This window comes from Bacillus sp. AL-1R (genome assembly GCF_052180195.1).
GTDB lineage: Bacteria > Bacillota > Bacilli > Bacillales > Bacillaceae_G > Gottfriedia.
The window spans coordinates 4,368,852-4,385,004 of record NZ_CP197469.1; the positions used below are offsets into that span (position 1 = coordinate 4,368,852).

General features: G+C 34.5%; 14 protein-coding genes and 2 tRNA genes. All 16 read right to left on the reverse strand.

Going from position 1 to position 16,153, the window contains the following annotated elements; genetic code table 11:
• Positions 1-7: 7 nt before the first annotated feature.
• Entirely contained in the window at positions 8-772 is a 765-nt protein-coding gene (locus ACSBO6_RS20930; RefSeq protein ID WP_098846232.1) for a type III pantothenate kinase, read from the reverse strand.
• A 253-nt stretch (positions 773-1,025) separates the two neighbouring features.
• Positions 1,026-2,942, reverse strand: a complete 1,917-nt coding sequence (ftsH, locus tag ACSBO6_RS20935) for an ATP-dependent zinc metalloprotease FtsH (protein ID WP_098846231.1) — start codon at positions 2,940-2,942, stop codon at positions 1,026-1,028.
• Between the two features lie 81 nt (positions 2,943-3,023).
• Entirely contained in the window at positions 3,024-3,563 is a 540-nt protein-coding gene (gene hpt, locus ACSBO6_RS20940; protein ID WP_098846230.1) for a hypoxanthine phosphoribosyltransferase, read from the reverse strand.
• A 9-nt stretch (positions 3,564-3,572) separates the two neighbouring features.
• Positions 3,573-4,955, reverse strand: coding sequence for a tRNA lysidine(34) synthetase TilS (gene tilS / locus ACSBO6_RS20945; protein ID WP_098846229.1), 1,383 nt, complete (start codon positions 4,953-4,955; stop codon positions 3,573-3,575).
• Between the two features lie 72 nt (positions 4,956-5,027).
• Complete coding sequence (prkT, locus tag ACSBO6_RS20950) at positions 5,028-6,155, reverse strand: serine/threonine protein kinase PrkT (RefSeq protein ID WP_098846228.1); 1,128 nt, start codon at positions 6,153-6,155, stop codon at positions 5,028-5,030.
• Entirely contained in the window at positions 6,124-6,858 is a 735-nt protein-coding gene (locus ACSBO6_RS20955; protein ID WP_098846227.1) for a VWA domain-containing protein, read from the reverse strand. The genes prkT and ACSBO6_RS20955 overlap by 32 nt, the downstream gene beginning before the upstream one ends.
• A gap of 79 nt (positions 6,859-6,937) precedes the next feature.
• Positions 6,938-9,412: a stage II sporulation protein E gene (gene spoIIE / locus ACSBO6_RS20960; RefSeq protein ID WP_498843954.1), complete on the reverse strand. Its 2,475-nt coding sequence runs from the start codon at positions 9,410-9,412 to the stop codon at positions 6,938-6,940.
• Positions 9,413-10,347: 935 nt separating this feature from the next.
• A tRNA-Glu gene (locus ACSBO6_RS20965) sits at positions 10,348-10,419 on the reverse strand.
• An 11-nt stretch (positions 10,420-10,430) separates the two neighbouring features.
• A tRNA-Met gene (locus ACSBO6_RS20970) sits at positions 10,431-10,507 on the reverse strand.
• A 154-nt stretch (positions 10,508-10,661) separates the two neighbouring features.
• Positions 10,662-11,132, reverse strand: a complete 471-nt coding sequence (locus ACSBO6_RS20975) for a S1 domain-containing RNA-binding protein (RefSeq protein ID WP_056474447.1) — start codon at positions 11,130-11,132, stop codon at positions 10,662-10,664.
• Positions 11,133-11,217: 85 nt separating this feature from the next.
• Positions 11,218-11,595: an FtsB family cell division protein gene (locus ACSBO6_RS20980; RefSeq protein ID WP_098846225.1), complete on the reverse strand. Its 378-nt coding sequence runs from the start codon at positions 11,593-11,595 to the stop codon at positions 11,218-11,220.
• Positions 11,596-12,207, reverse strand: a complete 612-nt coding sequence (gene yabQ, locus ACSBO6_RS20985; RefSeq protein ID WP_098846224.1) for a spore cortex biosynthesis protein YabQ — start codon at positions 12,205-12,207, stop codon at positions 11,596-11,598.
• A complete protein-coding gene (gene yabP, locus ACSBO6_RS20990; RefSeq protein WP_056474457.1) occupies positions 12,204-12,509 on the reverse strand; it encodes a sporulation protein YabP in 306 nt (101 codons plus the stop codon). The genes yabQ and yabP overlap by 4 nt, the downstream gene beginning before the upstream one ends.
• 90 nt (positions 12,510-12,599) lie before the next feature.
• Entirely contained in the window at positions 12,600-12,869 is a 270-nt protein-coding gene (locus ACSBO6_RS20995; RefSeq protein WP_098846223.1) for an RNA-binding S4 domain-containing protein, read from the reverse strand.
• A gap of 34 nt (positions 12,870-12,903) precedes the next feature.
• Positions 12,904-14,358 carry a bifunctional methyltransferase/pyrophosphohydrolase YabN gene (gene yabN, locus ACSBO6_RS21000; protein ID WP_098846222.1) on the reverse strand — a complete coding sequence of 485 codons (1,455 nt, stop codon included), beginning with the start codon at positions 14,356-14,358 and terminating at the stop codon, positions 12,904-12,906.
• An 18-nt stretch (positions 14,359-14,376) separates the two neighbouring features.
• Positions 14,377-15,966, reverse strand: coding sequence for a putative polysaccharide biosynthesis protein (locus ACSBO6_RS21005; protein ID WP_098846221.1), 1,590 nt, complete (start codon positions 15,964-15,966; stop codon positions 14,377-14,379).
• Between the last annotated feature and the right edge of the window lie 187 nt (positions 15,967-16,153).

A 16,153-nucleotide genomic window follows, 5' to 3' on the forward strand; every position in this document is an offset into this window, starting at 1 on the left:
CCCCTTTTTATGAATTTCGTTTATAAATTAAATGTAGACCTTTTAAGGTTAAATATGGATCCATGACATCAATAATATCTGATTCCTTAGATATTAATGCTGCAAGTCCACCTGTTGCTATAACAGTAGGTTCTACTTTCGCTTGAGCTTTCATTCGTTTTACAATCCCTTCAACTTGACCTACATAACCATATAGGATTCCAACCTGCATTGCTTCTACAGTTGTGCGGCCGACAATATTTGAAGGTCTTGAAAGCTCTATACGAGGCAGTTTTGAAGCCTTTGTATATAGAGCCTCTGTTGAAATGTTGATACCTGGTGCAATTGCTCCACCGATGTAATTTTTATTTTCATCTATATAACAATATGTAGTAGCCGTTCCAAAATCTACAATAATCAGCGGGCTTCCGTATTGTGCAATTCCTGCAACCGCATTAACAATTCGGTCCGCACCCACTTCTTTCGGATTATCATATTTTATGTTTAAACCTGTTTTTATACCAGGACCTACGATTAGTGGCTTTTGTTTAAAGTATTTTGTTGCCATTCTTTCCAATGAGAACATAATCGGTGGGACGACTGAAGAAATAATAACCGCATGAAATTCATCAAATCCAATACCCGCATATTCAAGTAATGAACCAATGACCATACCATACTCATCTTCCGTCTTATAACGATTCGTCTCAATTCTCCAATGATGTATTAACTCATCTTCTTGGTAAACACCTAAAACAGTATTTGTATTTCCTACATCGATTACAAATAACATATAATCCACCGTCTCTCCATTTCAAAAATAAAACATTTATTTTATATTTTTTGTCTCAATTACATTTTTTAACCACTTTAAAAGTAATGATAACATAAGTTGATAGTAGTTTAAAAATAGATGCTTTCTGCCGTGCATATAGGTACACATTGATGCACTAAAACACTTCGATGAACTGATTTCCTCAATAGACAAGATCCTATTTTTCACCAATAAACAAAAGAAAGAGTGTCTAGAAAGACACTCTTAATTTTTATTCTGTGATTTTAGGCTCAGTTGGCTCATCATTCTTTTTAGATATGTTGACTTTAACCTCATCTTTTGAAGTTGGAGATGTAGGAAGAGTGCCTTGTTCCCAAAGACTCTTAATGCCTTTTGCATCTAAAGTTTCAACTTCTAATAATGTGTTAGCAAGCAAGTCTAATTTATCGCGATGCGTCTTAATAATATCAGTTGCTTTTGCATAACACTCTTTAATGATTGTTTGGATCTCTACATCGATCTCATAAGCAATTTTATCACTATAATTTTGTTCATTATTAAAGTCTCTACCAAGGAATACATTTCCTCCTTGAGATTGACCAAACTGTAATGGACCTAGTTTATCGCTCATACCGAACTCAGTAACCATACGACGAGCAATACCTGTTGCACGTTGGAAGTCATTATGAGCTCCTGTACTTACTTCACCAAATACCACTTCTTCAGCAACACGTCCACCAAGTAGACCTGTAATTTTATCAAGTAATTCCGGTTTTGTCATAAAGTAACGATCTTCTTTTGGAAGCATTACTGCATAACCACCAGCTTGACCACGAGGTACAATTGTTACTTTATGAACCATTTCAGCCTCATCTAACACTTGGCCAATAACCGTGTGTCCAGCTTCATGGAACGCAACAATTTTTCGTTCTTTTTCAGATATAACTTTATTCTTCTTAGCAGGACCCGCAATTACACGGTCAGTTGCTTCGTCAATATCAAGCATATCGATTTTCTTTTTATCACGTCGAGCCGCAACTAATGCCGCTTCGTTTAATAAATTCTCTAAATCAGCACCAGAGAAACCAGGAGTTCTTTGAGCAATCGCTTTTAAGTCTACCTCTGGTGATAATGGTTTATTTCTTGAATGAACTTTTAATACTGCTTCACGTCCTACTACATCAGGACGATCTACCGTAATCTGTCTGTCAAATCGACCTGGTCGTAATAACGCTGGGTCTAGAACATCAGCACGGTTTGTTGCAGCGATGATGATGATACCTTCGTTAGCACCGAAGCCATCCATTTCAACAAGTAACTGGTTTAATGTTTGTTCACGCTCATCGTGACCTCCACCTAATCCAGCACCACGTTGACGACCTACAGCATCAATTTCATCTATAAATATGATACAAGGAGCGTTTTTCTTCGCATTTTCAAATAAATCACGAACACGAGAAGCACCGACCCCTACAAACATCTCAACGAAATCAGAACCACTGATTGAGAAGAATGGAACTCCAGCTTCTCCTGCAACAGCTCTTGCTAATAATGTTTTACCTGTTCCAGGAGGTCCTACTAATAGTACCCCTTTAGGAATTCTTGCACCTAATTCAGAAAATTTACGAGGATCCTTCAAGAACTCTACTACTTCAACAAGTTCTTGCTTCTCTTCATCTGCACCTGCAACATCTTTAAATCGCACTTTCTTTTTCTCGTCATTATAAAGTCTAGCTTTGCTCTTCCCAAAGTTCATAACACGGCTTCCGCCACCTTGTGCCTGATTCATTAAGAAGAAGAACAGAATGAAAATAATAACAAATGGAATAAGTGAAGTGAAGATTTGCACCCACGCACTTGTTGTTTCAGCTGGATTCCAATTAGCCTTTATTTTATAGTCAGCAACTGCTTTGTTAACTATTTTTGTCGTTTCGTCACTAATTGGTACTTGAGTTTGGAAAGATTCGCCTTTTTTTACATCTGTAAAGTGACCTCTTACTATGTACACTCCATTTTTAGGTTGGATAGATGTTAAACTGCTAACATCTCCTTTTTGTAACTTAGTATAAAATGTATCGTAACTTACTTTCTTAACTTGAGATTCTGGCCCATTAAAATATGTAACAACACCAATCACAACTAAGAAGATTAATATGTAAAAGACTGTATTACGGAAAATTCGATTCAATTCCAAACCTCCTCTCTTTCAATTTAATTACTTTATATAGTAGCATAGTTATACCATGTAAACAAACGAATAAAACTTGACTTATTTCGTGTAAACTTCAGGCTTTAAAACGCCAACATACGGCAGATTTCGATAACGCTCAATATAATCTAAACCATATCCTACTACGAAAGCATCTGGTACTTCGAAACCAACTAAATCAGCCTCAATATTTGCTTTACGTCCGCTTGGCTTATCTAATAAAGTAACGATTTTAACCGAATTAGCTTTGCGATGTTTAAATAGTTCAACTAAATAATTTAAAGTTAGACCACTATCAATAATATCTTCTAGAATGATTACATCTCTTCCTTCTACAGAAGTATTTAAATCTTTTACAATTTTTACTTCACCAGAAGAAACTGTGCTATGTCCGTAACTAGAAACATCCATAAAATCAATTTCGATATATGTATCAATATGCTTGATAAGATCAGACATGAACGGAAGAGCTCCCTTTAAAACACCCACTACTAGTGGAAAACGGTCTTTGTACTCTTCAGTTAGTACTGCACCTAATTCTACTACTTTTTGTTGTATTGCCTCTTCACTTACTAATACTTCTTGAATGTCTTGTTTCATTTTTTCCTCCTAGAAACTCTTAGAAACCACCTGTATTGCAATGAGTGACTCATCTGTCGAAAAATTTCTTTCAAATGCAGATTTCTTTACGAAAGGTACCCATAATATATTATTTTGACTATCCGTAATTATTGGCCATTCATCACGTAATGATTGTTTCATTTTTTCATCAATAAATATATCTTTTAACTTTTTTGACCCATTCATACCCTTTAATGACATTCGATCACCATTCTTTCGATTCCGTACAATGAGTGGAAAAGAAACATCCTTGATAGAACAAATAAACGTGTCTTTTTTTGGTTCATAACTTTTTAATTCAACTTTTATTGAAAAACCATTTGGTAGTTCGTAAACACCAGGCCCATTAATAGAAATAGTATAATCCTTCACATTCAATTGTTCGAATGTAAACGTGCATTCATTATATGAGCGTGTGACAAAAAGTCCTTCAGGTAAATGCTGCTCCCACGTGGATTTTTCATTTCGTAATAAAGTCAGAATTGAATTAAGATGCCCTTGTGTCAAGCCTTTAGGGATATATAGGTAGACATATTCTAATATTAGTTGAATACATCTCCTTTGTAAAGATATAGGCATATTTAAAAACTGTTTAACATCAATAGTGACTGCTTGCTTTTCTTTATTTTTAATAACTGTATTCATTGCGTCTTCAGTTAATTCCATTAAATATAGTTCATCTTCTAATTGCTGTCTGCTAAACTGCTGGAATCTTTTGTGTGCAGTTGGATTTTCTTCAAAAATAAAAGGTAGAATATGATGTCTAAATCGATTTCTTGTGTATGCATCTTTATCATTACTTGGATCTTTTCGAGGAATAATACCTTGTTCGAGACAATATGTAGTTAATGCTTGTTTTCTTAAATCTAAAAATGGACGAATAATTTCGCCCGTACTAAAAGATCTCTTTTCCCTAATCCCAGCGTAACCGATCTGCGAACTACCTCTTGTTAACCTCATCAAAATCGTTTCAACTTGGTCTTCTCCATGATGACCTAACGCTAAATAGTTCGCTTCGTATTTCTTCATCGTTTCATCAAAAAAACGATATCGACATTCCCTTGCCGCCAATTGACCACTTAATCCCGTTTCATCGATATATTGATTTACGTTTATACTTCTACCTTCAAATTTAACGTTATTTTGGAGGCACCAGTTCTTAACATATTCCAAATCATCTAGAGATTCTTGTCCTCTAAACATATGGTCTACATGTGCGATTATAATCGAAAACCCATAGTCTTCTCTAATTGATAATAAAGAGTGAGCTAACGCCATTGAATCTGGACCTCCAGAAACACCGATCACAATTACACTATTTCTAATAATATTGTTTTGTTTTAGAAATTCCTTTAATTGATTAATTACCATTTATCTATACTCCTAAATGAAAGTAAAATTCATATATATATGTTACCATTCACACTATTGGAGTACTATAATTTACATTTGATAATAAAAATATAATGCATAAGCCAAGCCCATTAATATGAGAATGGTCGATGTTTCGAACCAATGAATCCTTTTCTTCTTTTGCTTTACTTGGACATTGTTCCTTGATCTTGTCTGTGTCGATTGATTAGATTTTTGATTCTGACTAGTTGAATTTCTAGATTGATTTGCTGGCTGACTATGTTTGTTTGATTGTGATGTTTGATTAGCTGTCTGATTTTGCTTTTTTGATTGCCTTGTTTGATTCATTGAATTTGTTTGTGCTGTAGTAGTTTGAACCTTTTTACTCTTCTTCTTTTTTGTAGCATTTATCAATTGCTCATACATTAATAGAGCCTGTTTCATGGCATTTGCACTAACATACTCACCTTTTAAACCTTTCATTAGAAACTCTTTATATGGAATAAGGGTTTGCGTTTGACTAATTACTTGTTCCAATTGTTTTATACCTAGTCCATTTTTTAAAAATTGCTTTTTACAATGCAAGTGGATAAAAATCATCGTAACAGCAAATAAGTCATAGGAAACTTCTGCTTTTCTAGAACCTAAGCCCCAGTAGCCACGATCAAAGAACTCCGTAAACTCTTTAACAGCACGGCCAATTTGAGTAACCCCTCCAAAATCGATCCACTGGATTTTATTCGGCTCTTTCGTAACTAGTAAATTGTCTGTTTTTAAATCTCCAAAAATATAGCCCTTATGGTGCAATTTATCTAACAATGATAAAACTTGTATGATAAAAATACTACTCCATTCCATTCCGTTTCTTTCAATAAATTTTGGTAAACTTACACCATTTACGTATTCCATAACATAGTAATAGTAGCATTCATTTGTACCTGGATTTATATAGTCATCTACATCGATAAAAGAAGGCCCAAGGAATGAATCCTGGACCTGTGTGATTTTTTTTAAAACATTTACTTCATTCGTGATATTAGTAGAATCTTTACTTAGTTTAATAGCAACATCTCCAGTTTTTCCAGAAGCTAGATAAACTGTTCCATTTGCTCCATTTCCAAGTAAACTCTTAATTTCGTATTTGTTTTTATTCCACTTTCCAGTAATGTGAGTCCCAGGCGCTAAATTAATCTGCCCATTCAATTGATTGTTCATCATCACCATTAATACCTCTATTGTAGTTTTGTTCATTAAAATAGTTTAAAGCCTCACGTAAAGCAGGACCAGTTGGTGTCATACCACCCATCGTTAACTTAGGAAAAATTGTATTTAGTTTTTCTAATTTAGGTGTCCAATCTAATAATTTGTCTACATCATCGTGTTTCCCAGGAAATATGAATAATGAGTAGGCATTTTCTCCTGTTCTTGAGTTTAAACTAATTTGTAAATCAAATAATGATTCCTTAACAGTTTCTAGCTTGTCTTTCATACTAGCACTCGTATCTACTAAAATAATAACTTCTAACCCTACAGTTTCACCGATGTCCTCTACAACCTCATATACCTCTTCTCGCTTTGAAGGAGGGAGTGATTCAATCGAATTGCTATTGCCTAAAATTTGCTTTAATTCTTTATTAACAAATCCTTGAATTGTTTGTGTCATCGCTTTTCTAGTAACCATTTGGACTGTTTGAGAAAGTTGCTTTGTATAAACGACTTGGCTAATTCCCCCACCTGCTCTAGCAATCTCCTCGATTTCCTTTAAACCGTCGCCACTTTGTACATTTTCATCTAATATTCCAATTACATTTACAGTAATACCATATTCTTGTGCCAGGCTTGAAACAGCTAACGGATCTTCACCATGGTTAGAATATCCATCAGTTATTAGTAGAATTTGTTTTAACTTTCCTTTATACATAGAAAATCCCCTCCGCGTAAAAGTTGTTACCATTTTGTCCAATTACGGGAGGGGATAAACCTTTATTTATTTTATTTTACTATGCCATCGCACTATATGATGAGATAGACGACCATTCTGGCAAGTTTCGTTTAACAACCGCAACCACGACCGTCATATCATCATTAATATCACCTGTATTCGAACGAATTACTTCCTCCAGTAACAGCTCTGCTACTGATTGTGGATCATCTGTTTCAAATTCACTTATTTTACGTTTCATCCACATTTCGTAATTTTCAACATGTTTTGGTCCTTCAAAAATACCATCACTCATCATAATTAATAAGTCTCCAGCTTTTAATTGCTCACTTACTACTTCTACATCAAATTCATCAATAATCCCGATTGGCAAATTACTCCCTTCAATCTTAATAACTTGCTTGCCTCGTTTCACAAAACTTGGCGACGAACCAATTTTTAAGAACTTTGCTGAAGCATCGTGTAAATCAACCATTGCTAAATCCAATGTAGCAAACACTTCCTCAGTAGTACGTAAAGATAGAATCGAGTTAATCGATTTAATAGCGACTGTTTCTTCAATACCTGAGTTTAATATTTTTTGAAGTAGTTTTAGTGTCTCATTACTTTCAATATGTGCTCGCTCTCCATTTCCCATTCCATCACTAATTGCAATAGCATGCTTTCCTGCTCCTACATCCATTATTTTAAATGCATCTCCTGAAATAAAGCCTCCACCTTTAGCTGCAGTTGCAACCCCGGTTTCAATAACAAAGGCTTTATCTGATCCAAAAGTAACTAAGTAATTACCTCCATTTGGTATTGTAGCTGCCTCTTCTTTTAATACAACAATTGTCTCTTTTAAAATATCTGATAGAATCGGCGCGATTAACTTTTGGCATTCACCATACTCGTTTTCAAACGGTATTAATATATCTATATCAATATTACCTTGCTCTAAGTTATAAATTTCTACTTGGCTAACGTCAATTCCAAAGTTTAATAAAGCCTGTAAGATTTGATCTTCCTGTAATTGATGGTTTTCTTTTTCTCGTTGAATTTCTTTTGCAAAATCGACCATAACTTTTGAAACCCCGCGCAATTGCTCTGCCACTAATCTTCTACTTTCTTGCACTTGTTTTTTAAGTCTTTGATTTGCACGGAAGTAGAAAACCTCTTGCTTCATCAAATCTGCCATTTTTGAAGAACGTTGGCAATATTTTTCCCACTCTCTCATAAATTGGCCATTTTTAATGAGCTGATCCTTTTCAACTAAATGCATCATATTTTCCATGTATTGATATGTTCGGTCTCCGTTGTTTGACCAGCAATGGTCCTTTTTCATACAACTATTACAGCACTTGTTTGAAATACTACAAATGAACAGTTCTTCATCAGTTAATTCGTCTTCAATTTGTGCAAACTGACTAGGCTGTGAAAAACTTGCAGATAAAGCTTCAAACACGTTTGAAAATTGAGTAATTCGATTAGCTGTCAAATCTCTGATTTTACGCAAGTATTGTTGTTGATCTGTAGAGTGTTCTTCTGTTCCCGGTACTAGTTTAGCCAATTGTTTTAGTAGGAATGATGGGGTAATTAAGAATAAGACAATCGCAATCACAGATTCAATGATTGAAAAAATGATATCTGACTGTTTCTCAGCATAAAAGCTGATTAGGCATGTCCCTATTAATAGTCCGGCTGCCGCACCTAATCTTTTTCCTTCTTTAAGAAGGCCACCAAGTAGGCCAGAGAATGCTAATAGACTCATTTGATATAGACTTGAAACACTGGCTAGACTTAGTATAAGACCCGTTACAACTCCTACTGTACAACCGACCGTTCCACCCGCTACAAAGGCAAATAGCAAGACAATATATCTAGTAACGATATGCTGAATAGATAAATCTTGAATATACCAATCAGTTGTCCCCGTCACAACCGAAGCTAAAAGAATAACTAAACATACGATTTCTTCAACACCTAAAAGCTGTTTTCTTTTAGGAACCGCAAGTAAAGGTACACTTTGGAAAAAGATCATCGTTAAAATAAAACTCAACCCTGCTTCAACTGAAGCCATCAAAACATCATACATCAGAACTTCTTGTTGAAAAGCATATGCAATTAATAGGTGACTAATAAATACGGATAAAAAAACTTGAAAAGGTACAAGACCTATATAATGTCTCTTAACTCTAGCGAAGAATATATTAAGGATAAAAAATAGGATAATTGTGGCGAATGCATAACTAACCGTTTCAACTGACACAGTTAATGAACCGATCATAAGAGCAACAAAGGCTATTCCTGTTCGCTCGCGCTTCATCATATAAACTGAGGCAAAAAACGGTAATACAAACGGGAGTATATGAGATAGTATCAACGCTCGTCCTAATAAAAATCCCGTTAAAAAGATTAGTAGCCCAAAGTCAAAGAATGCTCGCTCTAATTTGGATTTAATTGATTTAGAAGATTGCCGAAATACTGATTGAAATCCATTCGTAGGGACCAAGCTTGCTGAAGAATTAGAAGATCCTCTTTGTAGTTTCGTCATATTTCCACCTCATCCGATTTGGTTTATTGAACATATTTTAACTTGTCCAATTGAAGGAATATGTCAAAATGACAAAGGCAAAAAAAAGTTTTCTTCGACGGAAAAAGCATCTACGTACAACTGTTTTACAAAATATGAGGAAAGCTTGCAGCATAATTTCTCTAATAGGGTAAAAGAAACGCAATTATTAAATTTTATGTCAATCGAAATTCAGAATAAAGAGAGAACAGTTGGAATGAAGAATAGGATTAAGAGGATGGATACATGTTCCTAGAAAAAAGTTTATGTAAAATGTTAGGTGAGATGACCATTCACTTCATCCAATATAATTTCCAATATCTAATACTGATGCGCTAGAACTATCTTTGATCGAAAGCGCTTGAAGGACTTAAATCCAAAAGCGTTTCTTTTTATGACTTTTGTATGATTCGTTATTTATTCAAGAAACCATTTGACTCGTAATATGCAAAACAATTGAATACTTCATTTTGCCAGTTTTATAACGTTTTTATTACTCGGTTAAATTTTGGAATATCAATTTCTTTTACTTCTTAGTAGAACGATTCGATTGCTTCTTTCGTTTTAAGAATATCCTTCGATTCATTTTCTTTACCCTTTTACTGGTTTCCACTAACGCTTCATGAACAACAGCTTCAAATGAAAGGCTCATGCCCATGATGACAATTTATTCCCTTGAAATCTGACAAACCTTCTAATTGCTGTCATATGAGATACCCCGAAAATCTCGCTCGTTTCATTAAAACTTTACTTTAAATCGCTATGATCGATTGAGCCTTTTTTATAGCTGGAGACAAACGAATTGCTTTCTAAAGAAGAGCTTACCACATTTACAACCATAACAACGTCTTATATACCAACTCTCAGGGCAAAAAAAAAACGCCTAGCCTCTCTTAAAGAGACTAAACGTTTTTGTATGACCCGTACGGGATTCGAACCCGTGTTACCGCCGTGAAAGGGCGGTGTCTTAACCACTTGACCAACGGGCCGTTAAAGGGAATGGTAGCGGCGGAGGGAGTCGAACCCACGACCTCACGGGTATGAACCGTACGCTCTAGCCAGCTGAGCTACACCGCCATTATCTTTAAACGACAAGGTTTATAATATCATGGTACTAATTTATCGTCAACAGTTTTTTTAAATGTTATTTTATTATTTTTTCATACAAAAACGCACCCCATCAAAGAGTGCGTGTTCTATATACCTATTTATGTCCTGACAAGGTAGGAAATTAGCCTCGACGAGCTCCACGACCACCACGTTTAGATTCTGTGTTACGTTTTAATGAAGCTAGACGATCTTCACTGTCTTTTAAAAATTTACTCATTTTTTGATCAAATGTTTCTTTAACCGGACGTTGATCTGAACGGTTTTGATTTTTTCCACGGTTTCCACCACCGCCGCCTCCATATGAAGGTCTGCTTTGACGAGGTCTTTGCTCACGCTCTCCCTCTTTTACTGGTGGACGTTCTTTCGCTTTTTTAATTGAAAGGCCGATTTTACCGTCTTTTTCAACATTGATTACTTTTACTTCTACTTCATCGCCAACTTTTAAATGTTCATTAATATCTTTAACATAGTTGTCAGCTACTTCACTAATGTGAACAAGTCCAGTTACTCCTTCTGGTAACTCAACAAAAGCACCAAAATTTGTAATTCCTGTAACTTTCCCACTAACTTTGCTGCCTACCTCAATTGACATAAAAAAAATGCTCCTCCTTAAAAATGTTTAACTGGATTTACTATATTATATAAAATTATAAAAACAAGTGTCAATGAAACGATAATTACTTGATATTTGGAAAAATTATTTCTCCCTTTTTAGAAAAAAATAAATTCTTTCTAGCTAACTCAATAATATATTGATCATCGTTTAATTGTTCAATCATACGCTTCGAATCTTCTACAGAACTCTTTGTTTTCTTTAGATCAGCCTTTGCTAGTTTCAATTGTTTTACTTTAGTTGAATATACATGTTGTTGTGTTTCTAAATGAGACTGTAATAAAAAAAATAGGGGGACAGTTAAAAAGCAGAATAATGAAATACGCACTAAAAACTTTTTAAAACTCCTTCTCCTAGGCTTAACACTACGCTCCTCAACTAAAGTAATATTTTGTTTATCTTGAACTTGTCTAGTTAAATCCAACTTTCTCGCATGTTCCACCTATTTCTTCCTCCTATCTAAAAGGTTCTTTACTTTTTTAATAGTAGTAAGGAAGATATTCTTGAATTTTCCGAAAACTCCTTTAAATTGCATTAAATAGTTTTTGACTCGTTTTGGCACAAAAAACCAACATACTCTGCCGAAAAACAAAAGAATTGATAGTACAACGTTGTAAACTAAACGGATTAGTCGAATAAGGAGTCCATAAATAAACAAAAGAATAATGATTATTACCTGAATAATCCACTTTATAGGTTTTACAATAAATATTACGATTAACTTGACAATAATGCGGTAAAGGCTAATAACCAGCTTAATAACAAGTTCTAATAATTTTTTATAAATCGTTCGAAAAAGACTTTGATATGCCGCATAACCACATAATAAGGCTAATAGTAAATAAAACCTGAGTGCACCTTCATTAACTAAGTATAATACATAAAAAACTAATAGAGCCTGAAAAACCCAAAATAAAATATCAGTTGCAAATACAATCAATCGATTACGAGTACCTCGATATAAAAAACGATGGTATGTATCTAGTGCCATACCAAGATATGCACCCATACCAACCATCGCTATCATTGAGTAGAACTGAACGTTTAAGCTCATTTAAATAGCTTGCTAAAGATTCCTTTAGCTTTCCCTGAATTGTATTCGTCAATATAACAAAGTTCATTAATCTTTCCCTTTATTGCTACATGACCTTTTTCTACATCGAGGTTTTTCATTTGTAAATTATGACCTTTAATATGCAAAAAACCTAAAGCTGTTTCTAATAGAAACTCTTCACTATCAAAGCTCTCAACCTGTTTAACTCCAGTAATTTCAAGATATCTTCTACTTTTTAACGATAAATCTTGCTCGATTATTTGGCTTGTATTTTTGGCATTTAGCTCATACGGATTATTCATACTAGTCCCTCCATTTACATAAACTGTACCTCTAGTAAATCGATTCCTAATACAGTGTTATTTGTACAAGTATATGAAGGGACAACTTTTTTAGAACAAGCTATCTGACAGTTTTTCCTCACTTATGATCGTATACATTGAATCTGCTTCTTCTTTTCGAACGGTCTCTTTAAGTAAATTAATTTTTGCTGTAACAATTTTCTGTCCGAAACGAATTTTTAATTCATCATTTACTTTAACTTCTGTTGATGCTTTTGCAACTGTTCCGTTAATCGTTATTCTTCCTTGGTCAGCTACTTCTTTAGCAAGAGTACGACGCTTAATAATTCTCGATACTTTTAAAAATTTATCAAGTCTCATAATTTATTCTCCTCAATTCTCATTCAATTAGACATTATTCATATTTTTTAGCTTCATTCCATATCTCATCCATTTCATCAAGAGATACATCAGAAAATGTCTTATTTATTTCACGAAGTCTTGATTCAATATATTGAAAACGATTTGTAAATTTCATATTAGTTTTTAAAATCGCCTCTTCAGGGTTTACATCAATAAAACGTGCTAAATTAACAATACTAAATAACAAATCACCAAGTTCCGCTTCCATTTTAGATTGATCATTCAATTTGATGGCATCAAGAACTTCGGTTAACTCTTCCTTAACCTTATCTACCACTGGCGGTAGTTCCTTCCAGTCAAACCCTACTTTCGCAGCTTTGCCTTGCAGTTTCTCTGCTTTTAATAATCCTGAAAGATCCTTTGGTATGCCTGAAAGAACCGACTCAACTACATGTCCTTTTTCAGCTTGTTTTAATTCTTGCCAATTTTTTAATACGTCTTCCTCATCATTCACATGAACTGTTGAAAATACATGCGGGTGACGATAGATTAACTTACTCACTAATCCTTGAATTACGTCTTGGATTGAGAAGTAACCTTCATCTTCTCCGATTTGGGCGTGTAACATGACTTGAAGTAATACATCTCCAAGCTCTTCAATAATATGATCGTCATCTTCTTCATCGATTGCTTCAAGTAGCTCATAAGCCTCTTCTAATAAATACTTCTTCAGCGATTCATGGGTTTGCTTTTGATCCCATGGACATCCATTAGGGCCTCTTAGGGTTGCAATGACTGAGCGAAGTGTTTCAAATTGATGATATAGATCCTCTTCATTTTTAACTGGCGGTACATAAACACTTGTCAAATTATTGATGGATGTATCACGATCCAACTCAAACAATGGTACTCTTCTTATTATTTCATGCGAACTACCTGCTGCTGTAACAATTACGACTTCATAATCATCGGGAAGCTGCTCCATTAGCTTTAATTTCGCATGTGAGGCAGTCATTTGATCGTAAACTTGGCAAATGATTAAATGCTGTCTAAATGTAATCGATTCCTCTTCTAAGTCTGTTGCATCAACAAACTGGAAGCCTTCGATTGGATCAATCTTCAAACTAGTAAACATTGCATCTAGAAAGCTTTGTCCACCTTTGATATCTAGCTGAATATTGCCTTTTTCTGCAAGCTCTATTAAAAGCTGAACAGTTTTTTCCGCTACAAGTGGGTGGCCTGGAACAGCATATGTAATTGCCGCATTTTCAGAGGCTTTCACCAATAGTTGAACAATTTCTTGATAAACCTCTTCAAAGCGATCATGTTTTTCATATATTTCATCGAATGACAGGAATGTTAATCCTTCTGTTTCTAATTCACTTATAACAGGGTGGTCTTTTGTACGTAAATAAAGATTGTCAGTTTTTTGTAACAATTTATAAATACCAAACGGAAGCTGATTAAGGTCACCTGCTCCTAAACCTAAAACTGTAATCTTGTTCATTTTGATCCTCCTGTTCTTTTAAGAAAGCCATTTCTGCAGTTTTTTGCTTTTAACGATTGAGCATAGCTCTTCTACTGTAAATAACTTAATTTTTATTAACACAACCGCAAATACGATTGCACCTACAACCGCTGAAGATAGTGCCTCGACTAACATTCTTAAACGGAGCGGATTAATAAACATTGCATATTTTTCAAAAATGTACTCATAACCATATACACAACCATACATAATGGCTACAGATACTAGTAATTTTCCAATAAACTGAACGTCAAAAAATGTTACTTTTGACAATTTATATATATAAGCTAAGTTCAAAATCGTAACAATAATTAAAGCAGATACTGTTGAATAAGCTGCTCCTTTTGATCCAATTTGCTCCATTAAAATAACATTTCCAATAAATTTAACACATCCTCCAGCAATTACATTTAAAGCCGGGATTAAACTTTTACCTAATCCTTGCGCGATTGAAGATGTCGTAATTGATACACCTGCAAAGAAAATCGATATACATAAAACAGCAAGGACATCCGTCCCTAAATCATTTCGATAAAGCATTATATTGGTTGGATGAATAATTGAAATTAAACCAATTGTGGCTGCTGCACCTACTACAATACTTACTCTAATGGCACCTGAGATTCGATTATTAATAGAAAGATGTTCTTTGCGAACTAATTCACTAGATAAGTACGGAATTAAAGCAAGTGAAAACGATGAAGCAATGACAGAGCCTAATTGAATTAGCGGAAATCCACGGTCATATATACCCTTTACTAGCTTAGCACCTTCAACATGATATCCATATTGTACTAGTAACGGATAAAAAGTGAGTGAATCGATAAACTGAATGAATACAAGTACTAAGCTACTTAAGCTTAGTAAGATCCCTTGATACAAAATTGTTTTTAATTCTAAACGATAGGTTTTTAGTAAACCGAATGATGGTATGGTTAATCCAGAGCCACGAAAAGAAACCCAATAAAAGAAGTACATTATCGCTGCTATACTACCTAGTATCGAACCTGAAACAGCCCCTGCACCTACAATATAAAGATTGTCGGTCGTTTGCATTAAATAAAGAGATAAGACTAAAATCGTAATAACTCGGATTAATTGCTCAATCACCTGACTAACTGAAGTAGGTCCCATATCACCTAAACCTTGATAATATCCTCGAAATGCTGAAGTTATTGGAACAAATAAAAAGCCAACACTAACAACACGGATTAACATCGCTAGGTGATCATCACGCATAAACTTTGCTATACTATTACTTCCTATGTATAAAGTAAAGAAACACAACAACCCAATGACTAACAACATCATAAATGTTGCATAAACCAATTCTTTAGCCCCTTTGTCATCTTTTTTCGCCAATCTTTCAGCAACATAAGACGATAAAACTAATGGAAAGCCATATGTAGAAAAAGCTAGAGCAATCGCGTAGACTGGATATACCTGTTGGTAAATATAATAACCTAAATCGCCGGCAATATTTTGATACGGAATTTTATAAAACGCACTTAATACTTTCGATAATAATGATGCTATCGTTATGAACAATGCCCCTTGTAGGGCTGCTTTTTGCTTGGCTTTTTGCAAAAGGATAACAACTCCTTTGTTAGACGGTTCACCCTTTAATGTATTACATAATTAGGGCTTATGTAAAGAGTTGCCAAAAGAAAAACCCTCCCTTTCCCAAATTTGGCAAGTAGTGGTTTTGTTTAAAGGTGTATCCTGTCGTTAATAGCCTCAAAAAACAAAGACCAGTTAAGGTATTATTCCTCAC